Annotated in this window: 13 protein-coding genes, 2 tRNA genes and 3 rRNA genes; 8 read left to right on the top strand and 10 right to left on the bottom strand. The window is 43.8% G+C overall.

The window, feature by feature from the left end:
• Positions 1–139: 139 nt before the first annotated feature.
• From rrf to ACRQ5D_RS12140, 5 genes are all read right to left on the bottom strand, one after another.
• Positions 140–251 (bottom strand): 5S ribosomal RNA (rrf, locus tag ACRQ5D_RS12160).
• Positions 252–477: 226 nt separating this feature from the next.
• Positions 478–3,357: ribosomal RNA gene (locus ACRQ5D_RS12155) — 23S ribosomal RNA — on the bottom strand.
• 225 nt (positions 3,358–3,582) lie between these two features.
• Positions 3,583–3,659: transfer RNA gene (locus tag ACRQ5D_RS12150), tRNA-Ala, on the bottom strand.
• A gap of 85 nt (positions 3,660–3,744) precedes the next feature.
• Positions 3,745–3,819 (bottom strand) — tRNA-Ile (locus ACRQ5D_RS12145).
• Positions 3,820–4,031: 212 nt separating this feature from the next.
• Positions 4,032–5,552, bottom strand: a 16S ribosomal RNA gene (locus ACRQ5D_RS12140).
• Together the 16S, 23S and 5S rRNA genes with 2 tRNA genes alongside form the textbook arrangement of a ribosomal RNA operon.
• Before the next feature lie 728 nt (positions 5,553–6,280).
• Between ACRQ5D_RS12140 and ACRQ5D_RS12135 the strand changes: the two genes are divergently transcribed.
• Both ACRQ5D_RS12135 and ACRQ5D_RS12130 read left to right on the top strand, forming a co-directional pair.
• The gene (locus ACRQ5D_RS12135) at positions 6,281–7,294 is read left to right on the top strand and encodes an RsmB/NOP family class I SAM-dependent RNA methyltransferase (protein WP_432329068.1); all 1,014 of its coding nucleotides are present in this window, start codon (positions 6,281–6,283) and stop codon (positions 7,292–7,294) included.
• Entirely contained in the window at positions 7,222–7,665 is a 444-nt protein-coding gene (locus ACRQ5D_RS12130; protein ID WP_432329066.1) for a methyltransferase RsmF C-terminal domain-like protein, read from the top strand. Before ACRQ5D_RS12135 ends, ACRQ5D_RS12130 begins: the two co-directional genes overlap by 73 nt.
• A gap of 240 nt (positions 7,666–7,905) precedes the next feature.
• Here ACRQ5D_RS12130 and ACRQ5D_RS12125 read toward each other — a convergent pair whose 3' ends face one another.
• Positions 7,906–8,589: a porin family protein gene (locus tag ACRQ5D_RS12125; RefSeq protein WP_091175483.1), complete on the bottom strand. Its 684-nt coding sequence runs from the start codon at positions 8,587–8,589 to the stop codon at positions 7,906–7,908.
• Between the two features lie 196 nt (positions 8,590–8,785).
• Between ACRQ5D_RS12125 and ACRQ5D_RS12120 the strand changes: the two genes are divergently transcribed.
• The 6 genes from ACRQ5D_RS12120 to ACRQ5D_RS12095 all read left to right on the top strand — a co-directional run bounded on the left by ACRQ5D_RS12120 (position 8,786) and on the right by ACRQ5D_RS12095 (position 18,044).
• Positions 8,786–10,498, top strand: a complete 1,713-nt coding sequence (locus ACRQ5D_RS12120) for a glycoside hydrolase family 3 protein (RefSeq protein WP_091175486.1) — start codon at positions 8,786–8,788, stop codon at positions 10,496–10,498.
• A gap of 205 nt (positions 10,499–10,703) precedes the next feature.
• A complete protein-coding gene (locus tag ACRQ5D_RS12115; RefSeq protein WP_431199711.1) occupies positions 10,704–12,278 on the top strand; it encodes an ATP-dependent helicase in 1,575 nt (524 codons plus the stop codon).
• The gene (locus tag ACRQ5D_RS12110; protein ID WP_431199710.1) at positions 12,212–13,873 is read left to right on the top strand and encodes a PD-(D/E)XK nuclease family protein; all 1,662 of its coding nucleotides are present in this window, start codon (positions 12,212–12,214) and stop codon (positions 13,871–13,873) included. Before ACRQ5D_RS12115 ends, ACRQ5D_RS12110 begins: the two co-directional genes overlap by 67 nt.
• A 76-nt stretch (positions 13,874–13,949) precedes the next feature.
• Positions 13,950–14,270 (top strand): glucose-6-phosphate dehydrogenase, encoded by a 321-nt coding sequence (locus ACRQ5D_RS12105; protein ID WP_143020897.1) that lies wholly within the window; start codon positions 13,950–13,952, stop codon positions 14,268–14,270.
• A gap of 298 nt (positions 14,271–14,568) precedes the next feature.
• A complete protein-coding gene (locus ACRQ5D_RS12100) occupies positions 14,569–15,915 on the top strand; it encodes a M28 family peptidase (protein ID WP_091175493.1) in 1,347 nt (448 codons plus the stop codon).
• A gap of 650 nt (positions 15,916–16,565) precedes the next feature.
• Positions 16,566–18,044 (top strand): rhomboid family intramembrane serine protease, encoded by a 1,479-nt coding sequence (locus ACRQ5D_RS12095; protein ID WP_091175498.1) that lies wholly within the window; start codon positions 16,566–16,568, stop codon positions 18,042–18,044.
• A gap of 1 nt (position 18,045) precedes the next feature.
• Here ACRQ5D_RS12095 and ACRQ5D_RS12090 read toward each other — a convergent pair whose 3' ends face one another.
• From ACRQ5D_RS12090 to ACRQ5D_RS12075, 4 genes are read right to left on the bottom strand one after another with little or no spacing between them, the layout of a single operon-like run.
• The gene (locus ACRQ5D_RS12090) at positions 18,046–18,474 is read right to left on the bottom strand and encodes a hypothetical protein (protein WP_432329062.1); all 429 of its coding nucleotides are present in this window, start codon (positions 18,472–18,474) and stop codon (positions 18,046–18,048) included.
• Positions 18,441–18,845: an ABC transporter permease gene (locus tag ACRQ5D_RS12085; protein ID WP_432329061.1), complete on the bottom strand. Its 405-nt coding sequence runs from the start codon at positions 18,843–18,845 to the stop codon at positions 18,441–18,443. The genes ACRQ5D_RS12090 and ACRQ5D_RS12085 overlap by 34 nt, the downstream gene beginning before the upstream one ends.
• A 3-nt stretch (positions 18,846–18,848) precedes the next feature.
• A complete protein-coding gene (locus tag ACRQ5D_RS12080) occupies positions 18,849–19,748 on the bottom strand; it encodes an ABC transporter ATP-binding protein (protein WP_091175504.1) in 900 nt (299 codons plus the stop codon).
• Positions 19,742–19,954, bottom strand: a complete 213-nt coding sequence (locus tag ACRQ5D_RS12075) for a hypothetical protein (RefSeq protein WP_090530816.1) — start codon at positions 19,952–19,954, stop codon at positions 19,742–19,744. Before ACRQ5D_RS12075 ends, ACRQ5D_RS12080 begins: the two co-directional genes overlap by 7 nt.
• Positions 19,955–20,033 lie beyond the last annotated feature (79 nt).

Below are 20,033 nucleotides of genomic sequence, written 5' to 3'. Positions count from 1 at the left end.
GGTTTGGGGTGAGTGGTTGATTGGGGAATGATGAGTGGTTTCTGATTGAAATGAAGGACTCTTCAAAGCCCTAATAACGCAAAAAGCCTTAGTTATTAGCTAAGGCTTTTGCGATTATTGCACTATTGAAAGTGATAAAGGGTGGCACCGACCTACTCTCCCACGTTTTACCGCAGTACCATCGGCTCTGGCGGGCTTGACTTCTCTGTTCGGAATGGGAAGAGGTAGACACCGCCGATATAGGCACCTGAATTTCTTTTGTTGAGGTGAAAGCTGAAAGGTAAAAGGTCAAAGGTTTTCTTACCTTTTGCCTCTATCCTTTGGCCTTTCGCCTGAACAATGACATATTATTGAAAGAAGTGATTGAATGTAAGAGAAAACAACAGCATTGTTGTTTGTTTTTGGTTGATAGTTCATGGTTCATCGCTTTATATTACTATGAACTATGATCCAATTACTATCAACCCTTTTTTCTATCTGAAGAAAGCTTCGGGCAATTAGTATTACTCGGCTATGATGTCACCACCTTTATACCTGTAACCTATCAACGTAGTAGTCTCCTACGACCCTCAATGGAAGTCTCATCTTGTGGCTAGTTTCGCACTTAGATGCTTTCAGCGCTTATCTATTCCCAACGTAGCTACTCTGCAGTACACCTGGCGGCATAACAGATTCACCAGAGGTTAGTCCAACCCGGTCCTCTCGTACTAAGGTCAGCCCCACTCAAACTTCCTACGCCCACAACAGATAGGGACCGAACTGTCTCGCGACGTTCTGAACCCAGCTCGCGTGCCACTTTAATGAGCGAACAGCTCAACCCTTGGGACCTTCTCCAGCCCCAGGATGTGACGAGCCGACATCGAGGTGCCAAACCTCCCCGTCGATATGAGCTCTTGGGGGAGATCAGCCTGTTATCCCCAGCGTACCTTTTATCCTTTGAGCGATGGCCCTTCCATGCAGAACCACCGGATCACTATATCCGTCTTTCGACCCAGCTCGACTTGTCTGTCTCACTGTCAAGCAAGCTTTTGCTATTGCACTCCACGTACGGTTACCAAGCGTACTGAGCTTACCTTTGAAAGCCTCCGTTACCTTTTTGGAGGCGACCACCCCAGTCAAACTACCCGCCAAACAATGTTCTCCACTTTGTAGAGTTAGACACCAAATACAGAAAGGGTGGTATTTCAACGTTGACTAACCAACTCCTAGCGAAGCTGGATCACAGTCTCCCACCTATCCTACACATCCTGTATCCGATATCAATGTTAAGCTATAGTGAAGGTGCATGGGGTCTTTCCGTCCCGTTGCGGGTAACCGGCGTCTTCACCGATACCACAATTTCACCGAGCTCATGGCTGAGACAGCGCCCAGATCGTTACACCATTCGTGCAGGTCGGAACTTACCCGACAAGGAATTTCGCTACCTTAGGACCGTTATAGTTACGGCCGCCGTTTACTGGGGCTTCGATTCAATGCTTCGCCTTGCGACTAACATCCCCTCTTAACCTTCCAGCACCGGGCAGGTGTCAGGCCTTATACGTCATCTTGCGATTTTGCAAAGCCATGTGTTTTTGTTAAACAGTCGCCTGGGCCTTTTCACTGCGGCTGACATTGCTGCCAGCGCCCCTTCTCCCGAAGTTACAGGGCCATTTTGCCGAGTTCCTTAGCCATGATTCACTCGAGCACCTTAGGATTCTCTCCTCGACTACCTGTGTCGGTTTACGGTACGGGTTTTTATTACCTGAAGCTTAGCGGGTTTTCTTGGAAGTCTGATTACCTGAACTATCACCTTGTCCGAAGATTTGGTGTACTATCAGCTTTCAGCAAAGTCTGCGTACTTAACTACAAACTCTATACCTACAGCCTTTAACGAACTATTCCGTCAGTTCGCGTCAGTGTCACTACTCCGTCACCGCATCGCAGTAATAAAAAGTACTGGAATATTAACCAGTTGTCCATCGGCTACGCCTGTCGGCTTCACCTTAGGCCCCGACTAACCCTGATCCGATTAGCGTTGATCAGGAAACCTTAGTCTTTCGGTGGGCGGGTTTCTCTCCCGCCTTATCGTTACTTATGCCTACATTTGCTTTTCTATTCCCTCCACAGTCAGTTACCTTCCTGCTTCGCCGGATAATAGAATGCTCCCCTACCAGTCATATTAATATGAATCCATAGCTTCGGTATACTGCTTGATGCCCGTTTATTATCCATGCCCGATCGCTCGACTAGTGAGCTGTTACGCACTCTTTAAATGAATGGCTGCTTCCAAGCCAACATCCTAGCTGTCTGTGCAATCGGACCTCGTTAGTTCAACTTAGCAATAATTTAGGGACCTTAGCTGATGGTCTGGGTTCTTTCCCTCTCGGCCATGGACCTTAGCACCCATAGCCTCACTCCAGCGTATATTATAAAGCATTCGGAGTTTATCTGGATTTGGTAGGATTTGACTCCCCCGCACCCAATTAGTAGCTCTACCTCTTTATAACTCAACCGCCAGGCTGTTCCTAAAAACATTTCGGGGAGTACGAGCTATTTCCCAGTTTGATTAGCCTTTCACCCCTACCCACAAGTCATCCGGAAACTTTTCAACGTTTATCGGTTCGGTCCTCCAGTACCTGTTACGGCACCTTCAACCTGCCCATGGGTAGATCACAAGGTTTCGCGTCTACCTCCCCTGACTATACGCCCTTTTCAGACTCGCTTTCGCTTCGGATCCGTGTCTTAAACACTTAACCTTGCCAGGGAAGAGTAACTCGTAGGCTCATTATGCAAAAGGCACGCCGTCACCCGTTGCCAGGCTCCGACCGCTTGTAAGTACACGGTTTCAGGTTCTATTTCACTCCCCTGTTCGGGGTTCTTTTCACCTTTCCCTCACGGTACTGGTTCACTATCGGTCTCTCAGGAGTATTTAGCCTTACCGGATGGTGCCGGCAAATTCCCACAAGGCGTCTCCGACCTCGCGGTACTCAGGATACCACTATCCTATTATCTATTACCCGTACGCAGCTCTCATGCTCTATGGCCGGGTTTCCCACCCCGTTCCGGTTCTATTTAATATTCATGTTGTGGTCCTACAACCCCTGCTATGCCGTAACATAACAGGTTTGGGCTTCTTCCATTTCGCTCGCCACTACTCTGGAAATCACTATTGTTTTCTCTTCCTCTGCTTACTTAGATGTTTCAGTTCGGCAGGTTAGCGCATTTATGCAGTTATTCTTCAAATAACTAGGTTTCCCCATTCGGAAATCTGCGGATTAATTCATATTTGCTAATCCCCGCAGCTTATCGCAGCTTATCACGTCCTTCTTCGCCTCTGAGAGCCAAGGCATCCCCCGTGTACCCTTTCTTACTTTCTTCTACTCTTGCGCCTTTTGCGCCGCAAGGTATGTCTTTATTTTAGATCAGTCATTAAGTCATTATTTCATTGAGTCATTGCATTGCTGCTTTGTCTCTTTGTAGTATTGAACCTAACAACGTCTCTATCTGTTGTTTTCTCTTGTTTTCAATTACTTCTTCCAATATGTCAAAGAACGTTAGTTTTCATCTGTAGCGTAACCTATATTATAGTTACTGTAGAATACTTGGTGGAGAATAACGGATTCGAACCGTTGACCCCCTGCGTGCAAGGCAGGTGCTCTAGCCAGCTGAGCTAATCCCCCGTTAGATGAGGTGAAAACTGAAAGGTTAAAGCTGAAAGGTTTTCTTACCTTTTGCCTTTATCCTTTTCCCTTTCTTCCTTTTTTGTAGTCCCGAGCAGATTTGAACTGCTGACCCCTACATTATCAGTGTAGTGCTCTAACCAAGCTGAGCTACAGGACTATTTGTTTTTAGTTGCAGTTATCAGTTGCAGTTTGCAGGACTTTTCTGCCTACTGCTGCTGCCACTGCTTACTGCCACTTGTCCTGTACTTACTTGCGTTTGCACATTCCACAGATGGCTTCATCTTCTGGGTTTCCTTTTGTCTTTTTGTTTGTGTTTTAAGAAATATCATGTAGGTAACAGTTCCGAATTACTCAGAGATCCTGCTCCAGAAAGGAGGTATTCCAGCCACACCTTCCGGTACGGCTACCTTGTTACGACTTAGCCCCAGTTACCGACTTTACCCTAGGACGCTCCTTGCGGTTACGCACTTCAGGCACTTCCAGCTTCCATGGCTTGACGGGCGGTGTGTACAAGGCCCGGGAACGTATTCACCGCGTCATTGCTGATACGCGATTACTAGCGAATCCAACTTCACGGGGTCGAGTTGCAGACCCCGATCCGAACTGTGAATGGCTTTAAGAGATTGGCATCCTGTTGCCAGGTAGCTGCCCTCTGTACCATCCATTGTAGCACGTGTGTAGCCCCGGACGTAAGGGCCATGATGACTTGACGTCGTCCCCTCCTTCCTCTCTATTTGCATAGGCAGTCTGTTTAGAGTCCCCACCTTAAATGCTGGCAACTAAACATAGGGGTTGCGCTCGTTGCGGGACTTAACCCAACACCTCACGGCACGAGCTGACGACAGCCATGCAGCACCTAGTTTCGTGTTCCGAAGAACTGTGACGTCTCTGTCACATTCACTAACTTTCAAGCCCGGGTAAGGTTCCTCGCGTATCATCGAATTAAACCACATGCTCCTCCGCTTGTGCGGGCCCCCGTCAATTCCTTTGAGTTTCACCCTTGCGGGCGTACTCCCCAGGTGGAACACTTAACGCTTTCGCTTAGACGCTGACCGTATATCGCCAACATCGAGTGTTCATCGTTTAGGGCGTGGACTACCAGGGTATCTAATCCTGTTTGATCCCCACGCTTTCGTGCCTCAGCGTCAATCATACTTTAGTAAGCTGCCTTCGCAATTGGTGTTCTGTGACATATCTATGCATTTCACCGCTACTTGTCACATTCCGCCTACCTCAAGTACATTCAAGCTCTTCAGTATCAAGGGCACTGCGATAGTTGAGCTACCGTCTTTCACCCCTGACTTAAAAAGCCGCCTACGCACCCTTTAAACCCAATAAATCCGGATAACGCTTGGATCCTCCGTATTACCGCGGCTGCTGGCACGGAGTTAGCCGATCCTTATTCTCAAGGTACATTCAACTCGATACACGTATCGAGGTTTATTCCCCTGCAAAAGCAGTTTACAACCCGTAGGGCCGTCTTCCTGCACGCGGCATGGCTGGTTCAGACTTCCGTCCATTGACCAATATTCCTTACTGCTGCCTCCCGTAGGAGTCTGGTCCGTGTCTCAGTACCAGTGTGGGGGGTCATCCTCTCAGATCCCCTAAACATCGTCGCCTTGGTATGCCGTTACCACACCAACTAGCTAATGTTGCGCATGCCCATCTTGATCCTATAAATATTTGATTATAATACGATGCCATATCATAATGTTATGCGGTCTTAATCTCTCTTTCGAGAGGCTATCCCCCTGATCAAGGTAGGTTACATACGTGTTACGCACCCGTGCGCCACTCTCAAGGAAAGCAAGCTCTCCTATCCCGTCCGACTTGCATGTATTAGGCCTGCCGCTAGCGTTCATCCTGAGCCAGGATCAAACTCTCCATTGTAAAATGTTTTGTTTAACCACTGACCCTATTATTAATTAATAGAATCTGTATTATTATATCTTTATACAGCCTCTCTTCTTTTTGTAACTCTTCAATCTTCCTCAGCCTTAGCCTTGGTTAATCTCCCGTTACGCTACATGATTTCCATTTCTTAAAAGAACTTGCTCGCTTCATCATCCGAATCAGCTATTATGTCGTCGCAATTTTCATCGCTTAACTTGTCAGTTTGTTTCCCCGAAAATCGCTTTCGGCTCTTTTGTTTTACTCATTAACTATTGTTAACTTTCTTCCTTCTCTTATTGACTGAACTCGCTCAGCCTCAACTTCTTTCGCTCTTTCAAGCTCCCTTCCGTTTGGGTCTGCAAAGGTAGAAAACCTTTTCTTATTTCCAAAACTTTTTTATTTTTTATTTTTCAAAGTTTCAGACCCGCTTCGCTCTCTCCTTTTCCTCTTTTGCGGGCTGCAAAGGTGTGGATTTCATTTTGATTTAGCAAGTGAAAATTTCACTTTTTTAATCTTTTTATTCGCTTTTAATTTTCAAAAAACAACGCCTCTTTTTCTAAAGCGGTCACAAATGTACACAGAAAACCAGCTACCAACCAAGATATATTTTCAAATAATTAAACCTATTTTACAACTACCTGTAAATTAAGGCAAAATACATCCCCAAACACCTTCATAATTAAGTAAAGACGGGCATTTAGCTAATGTGTATATTTGAAATGTATATGAACGAGCATAATTTCCCTCCGCATTTCATCGCATCATTGAGCGCGGAAAACGGCTTCGATGAAGAAAATTTTGTAAAAGCGCACCGGTTTGAGGAGGCTCCAACCTCTATAAGGGTTAATCCTTTTAAACCATCTGCCTTAAAAATTACACAAAATGTACCCTGGTGCGCCAACGGATATTATCTTGAAAGCCGCCCGTCGTTCACATTCGATCCTCTTTTTCATGCCGGCTGCTATTATGTACAGGAAGCATCATCAATGTTTATTGATCATATTTTTAAAACCATCAACCAAAATAATGATGATACGGTAAAAGTACTTGACCTTTGCGCGGCACCCGGAGGTAAAAGCACCTTGCTTAATTCGGCCCTGCAACCTGCCGATTTATTAGTGGCAAACGAAATCATTAAAACGCGTGTACCTATATTAACAGATAATTTGAACCGGTGGGGTACAGCCAATACCATTGTCACCAATAATGACCCTAAAGATTTCGGGAGGTTGAAAAGCTTTTTTGATATCATACTCGTTGATGCCCCCTGCTCGGGCTCGGGCATGTTCCGAAAAGATCCGGACGCGATGAGCGAATGGTCGGAAGGGAACGTGAACCTTTGCCATCAGCGACAGGAACGCATACTAGCTGATATTTACCCAGCCTTAAAAGAAGATGGTTACCTTATATATAGTACTTGCTCCTACTCACATCAGGAAAATGAAGATATCCTGGACTGGCTTTGCACCGAGTTTGAGCTGGAAAGCATCCGCATACCTATTAATAAGGAGTGGGGCATTGTTGAAACCCAGTCGCCGGAGAAAAAAGCCTGGGGCTACCGTTTTTACCCGGGTAAGATAAAAGGCGAAGGCTTATTTGCCGCCTGCCTGCAAAAAAAGAAAACAGCGGCGATCTGGCCTCCTTTAAAAATAACACCCAGCAAAAATTGCCAGGCAAGGAACTTGACCAGGTTCGCTCATATATTAATAACCCCGACGAGTTTTATTATTTTAAAGTAAATGACGACTGGATGGCTATTAACCGCTCCCATAAAGAAAGCCTCAATATACTACAGCGACACCTCTATATTAAAAAATCGGGAGTAATTATTGGTAAACTTGCCGGTAAGGACCTGATCCCTGATCATGAACTGGCGCTAAGCCTTATAATTAATAAAGATGCAGTTTTGGAAACGCCCCTTAATAAAGATCAGGCTATCCAATACCTGCGGCGGGATAATATCGAACTATCCACAACAGATAAGGGCTGGACGCTCATGACCTTTGAGGGGCATCCGCTTGGCTGGGCCAAATTATTGCCAAACCGGATCAATAATTATTATCCTAAAGAAATAAGGATTCTCTCGGCACATCCCCCGAGAGAATGGTAATATTATGCCTTTGTGTTAGATTGAAGCGGGTACCGGCCAATGTGGCTAAGGCCCTGCGCAGTATGAGCGGAAAGCCCGGCCGAAGGCAACGCCTAAATAAATAAAGATCGAACTTAAACTCACAAAAAAAGCTAAGCCGTAAAGTTTTGGAATCTCTTCCCCTTTGCGGCTTAGCATATTTGCATAAAAGTAAATGCTACATTAAAGTAGCTGTGATCAATTACCGTACTCCATTATTTATTATTGAAATTTAAACCCTAAACCAATTTGCCAAACCTGGTTACGGTAATCGGGCAGGTTTTGATCAGCATAAGGACGATTTTCGCCAAGGTCGATATTATAACGGCCGCGGATCTCCACATTGCGGTTAATATCAAAGCTTACACCAACTACGCCGGCTACGTAGCTATGACTGGCATCGTTATCAATATGATCGACACTGGTGCCCAAAGCGCTTTCGTAAGTATTTTTGGTTGAAGTTAAAAAGGTAAGCTGTGGACCAATCAGCAGGTTAAAGCCCCGTACCACCCTAAATTTAGCCAGCAAAGGCACATCAATATAATTGGTGCGCTGTGTAAATTTCCCGTCCCGGTCATTCACCTCATATCCTTTTTGCGAAAACAATACTTCGGGAGCAAATGACAGCGGGTAGATAATAGGCACATCAAAGGTTAAACCTGCGTGCCAGCCCGCAAGTGAACTCGAACTATAATTGCTGTTATAAGCATCAACCGTGTTTGAAACGTTTAAACCAACCGCCAAACCAACTTTGGGGGTGTAAAAATCATCATAACGGTGTTGGGGCTGAGACCTTTCAACGACCCGGCGGGGCGGGCGGCGATGACGCGGTCCATAGTAATACCCCTGCGCACTAACTGTCCCTACGGTAAAGAGGCACATTGCCAAGAAAAGTAATTTTTTCATCGTATTTGTCTGTTTTAAATAAGTGGCGGAAAAGTCGTTAGCCCGTTAGTTACCGGTTACCGCCGGCTTTTCCTCGTATGTATGTTAATAACGTGATAGATTAATAAAAAACACAAAGGTTTATTAGCGGTTTGATTTTTATAATAGTTATAACATCATTTTCATCAAAAATTCAGAATAACGCTACATTTGGCCTATGCAAGCTTCTAAAAACCGCATTTTCTACCCGCTGATTATCATCTTCACATTTTTCACCGCCGATGTTTTTGCACAAAAAGAAAGTTATATCCAATTGTTAGGCAAACAAAACCGCTGGGTAGATTCGGTGTATCATAAAATGAGCCGCAAGCAGCGGGTTGCACAATTATTATTTGTACGGGCGCATACCAATAAAGGAAAAGCCTATGAAGATTCGGTTGGGCAGGTGATTAAAGAGCAGCAATTGGGGGGCGTTGTGTTTTTTCAGGGCGGACCGGTGCGCCAGGCCAACCTAATCAATAAATACCAGAAACTGGCCAAAGTACCTTTAATTATAACTATGGACGGCGAATGGGGCCTGGGTATGCGCCTGGATTCTACGATATCATACCCATACCAAATGACCCTCGGTGCCATACAGGATGATAACCTGATTTATAAAATGGGCCAACAGGTAGCTTATGATTTTAAACGCCTGGGCATGCAAATGAACCTTGGCCCCGATATGGATGTGAACAACAATCCTAATAACCCGGTTATCAATTACCGCTCTTTTGGCGATAATATGTATAACGTGGCCAAAAAAGGTATTGTTTATTTTAAAGGCATGCAGGATGCAGGCTTGCTTACTTCGGCCAAGCATTTTCCGGGGCATGGGGATACCAATGTCGATTCGCATTTTGATTTACCGCTGCTGCCTTATAGTCGTAGTCGATTAGATTCTTTAGAGATGTATCCCTTCCGGGAAGCCATCAATGCGGGTATCAGCGGGGTAATGATCGCTCATATGGGGATCCCTTCTTTAGATAATACGCCAAAACTACCCTCAACCCTTTCGCGCCCTATTATTACCGGAATCCTGAAAGATTCGTTAAACTTTAAAGGCCTGGTGATATCCGATGCGATGGAAATGAAAGGGGTAACCAAATATTTCCCCAACGGTGAAGCCGATGTAAAGGCATTTATTGCCGGCAATGATATCATTGAACTATCTGAAAACTCAGACCGGGCTATACTCTTGATCCGTAAAGCTGTGAGGCATGGCAGCGTTAGTGCTGTTGAGTTTGAAGCGCGGATCAAAAAGATCTTAGTTGCCAAATACTGGGCAGGGCTTAATCAATACAAGCCAACTACTTTAACCAATTTAAGCCAGGACATTAACAGCGATGCCGCCAAAGCACTGGTACAACAACTAAGCGATGCCGCGGTAACCCAATTGAAGAACAATAATGTAAAGCTTAATCCATTTTTAAAAACAGCCATCGTGAGTATAGGCGTAAGCTCGCCAACGCTTTTCCAGATGGAGGTTGTAAAAAGTTTCCCGAACAGTCGCATTTTTATAATTAATAAAGATGCACCGGCGATTGCAGTTACCAATATCCTGAACTGGCTTAAACAGTACCAGCAGATTATTGTAGGCATACATGATACCCGCCTCCGCCCGCAGAGCAAGCTTGATTACAGCAGCGATGTAAAACTGATGATTGCCGACCTGGCATCACGCAAAAACACAGCATTCAGTGTGTTTGCCAATGCTTATACCATAGCGGGTTTGCCGGGACTTGAAAACGCTGGCAGTTTATTGGTTTGTTACCAGATGTCGCCCGAACTGCAACAGTCGGCAGCCAAAGTACTTGCGGGACGCTTAAAACCTACGGGTAAGTTACCTGTAAGCGTGAATGCTTTTTTTATTACAGGGATGGGGTTGTAGTCGCCCCCGGCCCCCTAAAGGGGGAGTTCAAGTATAATATTAACGGGAGGCAATCAATTTCCATTTTAAGTCCTAATTTTGATATCGGTGGTTTTGGGGTTCAGATAAGTATCCTAAGAACGCCCGACTATCAAGCATCAGAATACTAAGAATTTTAATAACCAAATTAGAAGTCTTCCCCTTCAGGGGAGATTTAGAGGGGCTTATGCAATCTACATTCAATAAATATAACGCTAAATTCCAGGAAGCCTTAGCCGGTTTAAACCCCGAGCAATTGGCCGCGGTTAACAAAATGGATGGCCCTGTACTTGTAGTAGCGGGCCCCGGTACAGGCAAAACGCAGATCCTGGCAGCGCGGATAGGTAAAATCCTGACTGATACAGACGCTTTACCCAGCGAAATCCTGTGCTTAACGTATACCGATGCCGGTGCAGTGGCCATGCGTAAACGTCTGTTCGAATTTATCGGCCCCGATGCTTACCGTATTAATATATATACGTTCCATGCGTTTTGTAATGAGATCATCCAGGAAAACCTGGAATATTTCGGCAAGCTGAATTTGGAGTCGCTTTCAGACCTGGAATCGGCTATGCTATTCCGGGAACTGGTTGATGAGTTCCCGAACGATCACCTGCTGAAGCGTTTTACGGGCGATATTTATTATGATGTTCCCCGGCTTAAAAGCCTGTTCAGCACTATGAAGCGGGAAAACTGGAACGCCGAAATGATTGAGCAGGCGGTAAATGACTATCTTGAAGACTTGCCTAACCGCGAGGAGTTTATTTATAAACGGGCTAATGCCAAAGCGGGCATCAAGATTGGTGATCCGAAACAAAAAGATATTGACGCCGCGCATGATGTGATGAAAAAACTGCTGGCGGCTGTTGGAGAGTATCAAAACTATACAGAAAAAATGAAAACGCGCGGCCGCTATGATTATGACGACATGATTATTTGGGTGTTGCGCGCTTTCCGCGATAATGAAGAAATACTTCGTAAATACCAGGAACGTTATCAGTATATTCTGGTAGATGAGTTCCAGGATACCAGCGGATCGCAAAACGAGTTGCTGCGCTTTTTGCTTAATTATTGGGATACCCCGAATGTTTTTGTGGTAGGCGATGATGATCAGTCGATCTTTAAATTTCAGGGAGCCAACATGAAAAACATCCTTGATTTTGCCAATGACTATGTAGATACACTATACACCGTAGTGCTAAAACATAACTATCGCTCCAGTCAGCAGATCCTCGATATTTCAAAAGCGCTTATCGACAACAATTTTGAGCGATTAACAAGTCAGCTCAATTTAGATAAAGCTTTAAAATCATCTCATCCGCGTTTTAATAACCTGTTGGTTGAGCCGGTGATCCGGGAGTACGAGAACCCTGATAAAGAACTGGTTGATGTATCGCTGCAGATAAAACAACTGGTTACTGACGGTGTACCTCCGGGCGAGATAGCGGTAATTTACCGCAACCACAACCAGGTTGAGGAGATGATCAAATTTTTGGATGTGCAAAAGATCCAGGTAAACACCAAACGCAAGATAGACGTGCTTACCCAACCCTTTGGTGAAAAGATCATTAATATCTTGCGTTACCTTGCCATGGAGCTCGATTCGCCATACAGCGGGGATGAATTGTTGTTTGAGATCATGCACTATGATTTCTTTAACATCCCCCTATTGAAATTGCCAAGGCAAGCGTTGCAGTGTTTAAAGAAAACTTTGGTACCCTGGCTTACAATCAGCCTAAAACTTCTATCCGCCGTTACGTAAGCGAGATGAGGCCACCCAAACAAGCAGACCTTTTTCACCCCGACCAGCAGCAAGAGATGCGCTACCTCATCAGCAATATTGATTACCTGCTCAAAGAGGCGGTAAGTGTTACACTGCAGCAGCTTTTTCAAAGTGTGATAGCCAAAATGGGCATCCTGAAATATATTATGCAGCAACAGGATAAGGGCAGCTACATGCAAATGCTTACCAGTTTTTTCGACTTCCTGAAAGATGAAAGCCGCAAAAGGCCCGACATCAGCCTGGATGATTTGATCTCGACCATCGAAATGATGAAGAAACATCAGATCCGCCTGGAGCTTAACCAAAGCATCTTTTCGGAGAATGGTGTCAACTTCCTCACGGCACACGGCTCAAAAGGCCTTGAGTTTGAATATGTGTATTTTATTGGCTGCGACAAACGTACCTGGGACAGCAAAGGCCGTAACAGCGGTTTCAGCTATCCCGACACACTTACCCGTTCCGCCGCTGATGAAATTGCACAGAAAGAGGAAGCGCGCCGCCTGTTTTATGTGGCAGTAACACGTGCCAAGCAGCACCTTATGATCTCATACGCCGCTAAGGACAGGAAGGACAAAGACCAGGAGGCAAGCCAATTTATAGGCGAGATATTAGCCAGCACCAATATGCAGGTACAATACCCTAAAGTGGATGCCATGGATATGATCGAGTTCCAGGCAACCCAATTCAGCGAAGCCGAAAAACCAAAGGTTGAGTTGCTGGATAAAAACTACATCAACCAGCTGCTGCAAAATTACACGCTATCGGTAACCCACCTGAGCAGTTACCTGGACTGCCCGCTGCGGTTTTATTTTCAGTGTTTGATCAGGGTGCCATCGGGTAAAAGTCCGGCGGCTACTTTTGGACAGGCGGTACACTGGGCACTCAACAAAACTTACAGGCAGTTGAAGGATAATGACAACGAGTTTTTGAGTACGGAAAATTTCATGCGCGAGTTTAGATGGTATATGGCCCGCAATCGCGATTCATTTACTAAAGATGAGTTTAAGCTGCGCTCAGCCTACGGCGAAAAGATCCTGCCGCCATATTATGAACAAAACGTACCGCATTGGAACAAGATAGCTGTTACCGAACGATCTATAAAAAACATTGAAGTAGCAGGTGTTCCTATTAAAGGTAACCTGGATAAAATAGAGTTTGACGGCAAGCAGGCTACCGTTGTTGATTACAAAACTGGTAAGCCTAAAAATGCAAAAGATAAACTACTGCGCCCAACCAATGATTTGCCCAACGGCGGCGATTACTGGCGACAGGCTGTTTTCTATAAAATACTGATAGATCATGACCGCACTACCGACTGGCAGGTGATCAGCACCATTTTCGATTTTGTTGAACCCATAAGCGATGGTGAATATTACCGCGAAAAATTTGTGATAACACCGGAAGACGTAGAGACAGTAACCGGGCAGATCACCGAAACTTACGCCAAAATCATGGCGCACGATTTCAGCACAGGCTGCGGCAAAAAAGAATGCGATTGGTGCCATTTTGTAAAAAGCAATTTTAAACAAGCTGATGAGATTTTAGGGATTGTTGCGGAGGAGGAAGGAGAATAAAAGATGCTGATGTAGAGACGCATAATTGCGTCTCTCGCAGGACAGAAACAATTGCATTATAATCCTCACAATATAAATGGAAGAAAAATATCAAAATAAATATCGCACGTCATCACCTCGTTTAGCTGGATGGGATTATGGGGCTCATGGTTTATATTTTGTAACCATCTGTACCCTTAACCGTGTACCATATTTTGGAGATATCCTCCCAAATGAAAATAATGAAGCTCTATTTCTACAATCCTCAATTATGGGTGAATTCGCTCATATCAACTGGTTAAAAATTCCAGAAATTAATCCATTTGTCGAATTGGATGAATTTGTGGTAATGCCAGACCATTTGCATGGGATATTGTTTTTTAACAAGCCTGATAAAAATCAATTGGGAAGCAAATAAATTCGGTGTTCAAAAAGATAACGTGGCTTCTGTATTGCGTGGCTATAAATCATCCGTTAAGAAATATGCGAATGACAACAACATCGATTTTGCTTGGCAGCCTCGTTATTATGATCGGGTAATTAGAAATGATCGTGAGTACAATAACATAAAGCAATACATTCATAACAATCCCAACAACTGGTTTACTGAAAGAGATAGGTTTGAAAATTTATATATCTGACCCAAATCATCAAGGTTGACCTGTATGGTCGGAGACGCAATTATGCGTCTCTACGGGAAAAAACATCATCATCATATGAAACACATCTTCTTATTCCTCCTCCTTATCCTTACCCTCCCGGCCTCCGCTCAAACCATCGTAAAGCAGGACACGGGCATTAAGCAAATGGTTGATGAGGTATCAGCCAAAAACATTGAGGCTACCATCCGCAAACTGGTTAGCTTTAAAAGCAGGCACACGCTGAGCGATACCACCAGCAAAACCACCGGCAGCGGTGCAGCACGCAACTGGATCAAGGCCGAAATGGAAAAATATGCGACTGAGTCAAACGGGAAGATGACCGTGCAGTTTGATACGTTCACACAGCCTAAAGGTACACGTATCGATAAACCCATCAAACTCAAAAATGTACTGGCTATATTAAAAGGTACCGATCCGAATGATACCCGGGTGTATCTGGTATCGGGACATTATGATTCACGCATCAATGATGTGATGGACGCCAACGGGGTTGAACCCGGTGCCAATGATGATGCTTCAGGCACTGCACTTTCGATGGAACTGGCCAGGGTGATGGCTAAAAGATCGTTCCCTGCCACTATTATTTTCATGACAGTGGTTGGTGAAGAGCAGGGTTTGTATGGATCTGCCAACGTAGCCAAACGGGCCAAAGCCGAAAACTGGAATGTGGATGCCATGCTGAATAATGATATCGTTGGCAATACTTACGGCATAGAAACCGACCTGAAAGATAACCGTAGCGTACGTGTTTTTAGCGATGGTGTACCTACCGCAGCTACCGATAAACAAGTGGCAGCTTTGAAATCATTAGGAGGGGAAAATGATAGTCCGTCGAGGCAGTTGGCAAGGTATACCAAAGAAATTGGAGAGCGTTATGTTGATCAATTAGACGTAAAGCTTATTTACCGGCGAGATCGCTATTTGCGCGGCGGCGATCACCTGCCATTTTTAGAACAGGGCTTTACGGCTGTAAGGTTTACCGAAATGAACGAGAATTTTAACCGTCAGCATCAGAATATCTGCGCCGAAAACGGTGTTGAGTACGGCGACCTGCCTGACTTTGTTGATTTTAATTATGTGCAAAAAGTAGCCCGCATGAACCTTGCAGTATTGGCTAATCTCGCTTCAGCCCCGGCCGGGCCTCAGAATGTAGGCGTGATCACCAGCGACTTAACCAATAAAACTAAACTGAAATGGGAAGTACCTTCCACGGGTAAAAAGCCCGCCGGCTATTATGTACTGATGCGCGAAACCATCAGCCCCTATTGGGAAAAGAAATTCTATGTAACCGATACTATAGCTACGTTGAATTACTCAAAGGATAATTATTTCTTCGCGGTACAGTCTGTTGATGCTGAAGGGCACGAAAGTTTACCGGTGTTTCCGAAGCCTGTTAGATAGTCTGATAAACATGTCAAATATTTCGTCATTCATCGATGCAATTTTCATGGGCTTAGGGCTTTTTATTCCTTTGCTTTTCCTGTTGAAATTCACAAGCCTTTTTCACAAGAAAATAGATATTAAAACGCTGATCATCTCAACAAACTTATTGCTGCCTATAGCTGCAACAATCAATCTGATATTCTTTGTTTCGGAAATATTTGCAACGTATTATTCACAAACAACTATGAACAGATTAGGGTAAATAACCGCATACTTGGCCCGTATTGGTTTGCATTTGCTATGCAAGCTTTTATTTATTTCTTGCTTCCGCAAATGATGTGGATTAAAAAGGTGCGGACATCGATCATTGCAACTATAGTTTGGGGATTGTTTGCATACGCTTTAGCAGCTTTTATTTTTTACGCCGAACATTATTCCGATTATATCACAAGCTTCAAATCTTCAATAAATTTTTAGCTGATTTAAAATCGCTGATGATTTTCATGCTGCTGCTTGTAACCATTTATTTTGGGGAATCTAAAAAGGGCTCGTAATCCGATCAAAACAACAGGCTCAACCTAACTAATCCGATCATTGATATGCGACAATGTTTTTTTGACTAATAAGAGATTTATTGTCATCTTTATAGCTAAAAAAGTCCTAACCTTATGGCATTTAGCTTTACCCCTTCATTTAAGAAACAAATTGATACAAACAACGCCGACCCAAAACATATCCTGGTAATTGCACTCGAAACCGCCCGGCAACTGGATTGGAGAATAATTTATACCGGAAAAAATGGGCTTATAACAATTATAGGCGGAGGCCTTTTTTCACCCATGCAGGAGTTCAGGCTTGTTATTAATCAGTCTGATATTTTGCTGATAAGTAAAAACGCCGACGGAAAAATTACTGATTGGTCGGAAATGAACGAAGAGAATGTAAATACTTTCATCGAAAAATATGATCAGCTTAAAACATCTCTGAACAGCGAATTTATCGAGGAAAAATTGGTCGAACTCACTCCCATATTTGAATCTGAAGAAGAAGATATCTTAAACGCCCCTCCACCAACCCCAAAAGAAAAGTTACTGGGATTCCTTAGTTTCTTTATACCACGGCCTGAATACTTCATAACACCAATAATTATAAATGTTAACATCGCGATTTTTATTATTATGGTTATTCGTGGTGTATCGACGTTCGAACCTACAGTAAGCGACCTCATTAGCTGGGGAGCAAACTTTGGGCCACTCACTTTAGATAATCAATATTGGAGACTAATAACGGCAATTTTTCTTCATATCGGCATCATGCACTTGCTTTTAAACATGTATGCCCTGATGTATATAGGTATGCTACTTGAACCCTGGCTTGGCAAACTAAAATTTGCAGCTGCCTATTTATTGACAGGTTTATCTGCCAGCATAGTTAGTGTTACAACGCATGGGTTTATTGTTAGTGCAGGTGCATCCGGGGCTATATTTGGCATGTATGGTGTATTTCTTTCCATGCTCACAACAAATATTATCGAAAAAAACGTACGAAAGCAACTTTTGGTCAGCATAGGCTTTTTTGTCGCTTTTAATTTATTATATGGTACTAAAGAAGGGATTGACAACGCGGCTCACGTTGGTGGACTGGTAAGCGGATTCATTATAGGATACCTTTACTATCCAAGTCTTAGCAAACCGGATAATACAGGATTAGAAGTTCTCTCTGTAATGTCCATTGCCGTTTTAACACTACTATGCTGTACCGTTACCTACTATCAAACACCTAATCCATTTGCGATGTACCAGAAAAAGATGAAGGATTTTGCCGTTAAGGAGTCAATGGCATTAGAGGTAATGCAAATGCCAAAAAATACGGCTAAAGATGTTTTAATGTCCGAACTGAAGGATAGGGGTATATACTATTGGAATGAAAATATCCAGGTTATCAACTCTGCTGATTCACTCGACCTTCCCGAACCTTATAAGGTTCGCGACAATATGCTTAAAAAGTACTGCCAGCTACGCATCAATAGTTATAATTTATTATATAAGAGGTTACAGGACAGCACGACAGTTAGGCTTCCGTCCATAGATTCGGTTAATCGCGAAATTGCTGAGATCATTGATGACTTGAGTAAACATAACAAATAATCTACTTCACGCTCTTACGCTGCACAATAAAATATCCTGCCACAAATACAACAACTGCTATAGCCATACTTACAAATACATCTTTAGTAAAAACATCTATTTGTAACCGGTTGGATGGATCGCCATGATTGTTTTTCAGCATGCTACTGATAGCTGCCATTGGGTGTGCATATGGAAACAGGTAGCTATACTCCCAGCCTTTTGAAGCCGCCACAACGCCGGCTATAGTACATATAAAACCAATCCCCATCGGCTTTAAAAAATCTGCCCAAAATAAACTGAGTAAAAACTGAATGGAAAGGATACCTAATGATGATAAAAACAGTTTGAAATAGATCTGTGCCAGTTCTTTCTCCATGTGGAAATCGTCGAACCGTAACTCTGGTTTTACTATGCTTAACAAATTGCCGAAACCAATGGTAAACAGCACAAACAACGCAAGGCAAACAAATACAAGGAAAACCGCATAAAAAAATTTAGCCGCATAAACCGACCAGCGGGGATTGGCAGATTAAACAAGGTTTTCCAGGTATCGGCCCGGTGTTCGATACTGTTTACGGAGTATGCTATAAATATGATATACATTGGCAGCACCAATGAGCCCATGATACCCAAAATAGCACCAGCAAACTGTAGCCAAAGCATCATCGGCGGCATTGACACCAACTTTTCACTTTTGGTATAAAACCCTACGAACAACAAAACACCTATAAATAAAGGAAGCATTACCGAAGCCCAAAAGCCAAGTGTTTTACGGCTTTTGTAAAACTCCGAACGGAATGACAGTATAAATCCTTTCATGGCTTAGGCTCTTTGGGTGATATCTAAAAATAGTTTTTCCAGGTCTTTTTGCTGTTTACTGATGCTGTAAACCATTTGCCCGTTTTTATTAAGCAGGGCGTTGATCTCGCCCATTTGTTGTTTGGAGATGTAGGGTACCAGTAAATGCTCGTCGGTTACTTCGGTAACGTTAATATGGTGGCGGGTTAACAGGTTGGCGGCGTCAACGGTATTTTCGGCATCAACGCGCACCAGTGGTTTGCTGATGGCCTGCAGGTCGGCAATACTGCCCTGAAAAAGCATTACGCCATTATTTATAATCCCCACATGCGTGGCCATCCGTTCAATCTCGCCAAGCAAATGGCTTGATATAAAAACAGTTTTACCATGTTTGGACACAAGCTTTTTCAACAGCTCGCGGATCTCGATGATACCGTTTGGGTCGAGGCCGTTGGTAGGCTCATCTAAAATCAACAATTTAGGATCGGCCAGCAGGGCCAGCGCAATACCCAGGCGCTGCTTCATCCCTAATGAATATTGCCCCGCTTTTTTATTGGCGGCGGCAGTTAGCTGTACCAGGTCGAGCATATCTTCTACGCGCTGAGCAGGCGCCTGCAATAATAAGGCCCTGTTCAATAAATTTTCCCTCCCGGTTAAGTGCTGGTATAAAGCAGGCTGCTCAATAAGCGAACCTATTTGCGAAAGTATGCTGATGCGGCTTGTTTTGATATCCTGCTCAAAAATGTGAATGTTACCTGCATCGGGTTTTAGCAGGTTAAGCAGGAGTTTGATAGTAGTGGTTTTCCCGGCACCGTTGGGACCGAGAAAACCATATATACTTCCTTCTGGAACTTGCAGCGCGAGTGATTTAACTACCTGCTGCTTACCAAAGGTGAAGGAAAGGCCTTCGGTAGTAATTACCATATGTTATTGTTTTTTGCTATTGAGCAAACAGTTTTAACCATTACAAAACCTTTGTGAAACAATGAGGTAGCATGTACTGCTGTGCGGCCAATTATTGCTGTTTCCTTTTTTTGCTCGAACTGGTAACTTACACCCAAAATAAGGGCAAACATTACCGGGATCAATAACATGATAAAAGGATTTGAATTTTTGATAAGCGTTTTCATTGTGAGTGTTGATTTTATACAACAAAGGAATATTAAAAAAATAACCTGCTAAAATGATTTAGACCAACACACTTTGTTT

This window comes from Mucilaginibacter sp. P25 (assembly GCF_050859465.1).
Taxonomy (GTDB): domain Bacteria; phylum Bacteroidota; class Bacteroidia; order Sphingobacteriales; family Sphingobacteriaceae; genus Mucilaginibacter; species Mucilaginibacter gossypii.
This window is presented reverse-complemented; position numbering and strand designations above follow the sequence as displayed.

Excerpts from the sequence above, each read along its gene's own strand:
- ACRQ5D_RS12115 (WP_431199711.1), top strand. The coding sequence starts at position 10,704 with ATGCAATCTACATTCAATAAATATAACGCTAAATTCCAGGAAGCCTTA.
- ACRQ5D_RS12085 (WP_432329061.1), bottom strand. The coding sequence starts at position 18,845 with ATGAAAGGATTTATACTGTCATTCCGTTCGGAGTTTTACAAAAGCCGT.
- ACRQ5D_RS12095 (WP_091175498.1), top strand. The coding sequence starts at position 16,566 with ATGGCATTTAGCTTTACCCCTTCATTTAAGAAACAAATTGATACAAAC.
- ACRQ5D_RS12135 (WP_432329068.1), top strand. The coding sequence starts at position 6,281 with ATGAACGAGCATAATTTCCCTCCGCATTTCATCGCATCATTGAGCGCG.
- ACRQ5D_RS12080 (WP_091175504.1), bottom strand. The coding sequence starts at position 19,748 with ATGGTAATTACTACCGAAGGCCTTTCCTTCACCTTTGGTAAGCAGCAG.
- ACRQ5D_RS12075 (WP_090530816.1), bottom strand. The coding sequence starts at position 19,954 with ATGAAAACGCTTATCAAAAATTCAAATCCTTTTATCATGTTATTGATC.
- ACRQ5D_RS12105 (WP_143020897.1), top strand. The coding sequence starts at position 13,950 with ATGGAAGAAAAATATCAAAATAAATATCGCACGTCATCACCTCGTTTA.
- ACRQ5D_RS12120 (WP_091175486.1), top strand. The coding sequence starts at position 8,786 with ATGCAAGCTTCTAAAAACCGCATTTTCTACCCGCTGATTATCATCTTC.
- ACRQ5D_RS12100 (WP_091175493.1), top strand. The coding sequence starts at position 14,569 with ATGAAACACATCTTCTTATTCCTCCTCCTTATCCTTACCCTCCCGGCC.
- ACRQ5D_RS12125 (WP_091175483.1), bottom strand. The coding sequence starts at position 8,589 with ATGAAAAAATTACTTTTCTTGGCAATGTGCCTCTTTACCGTAGGGACA.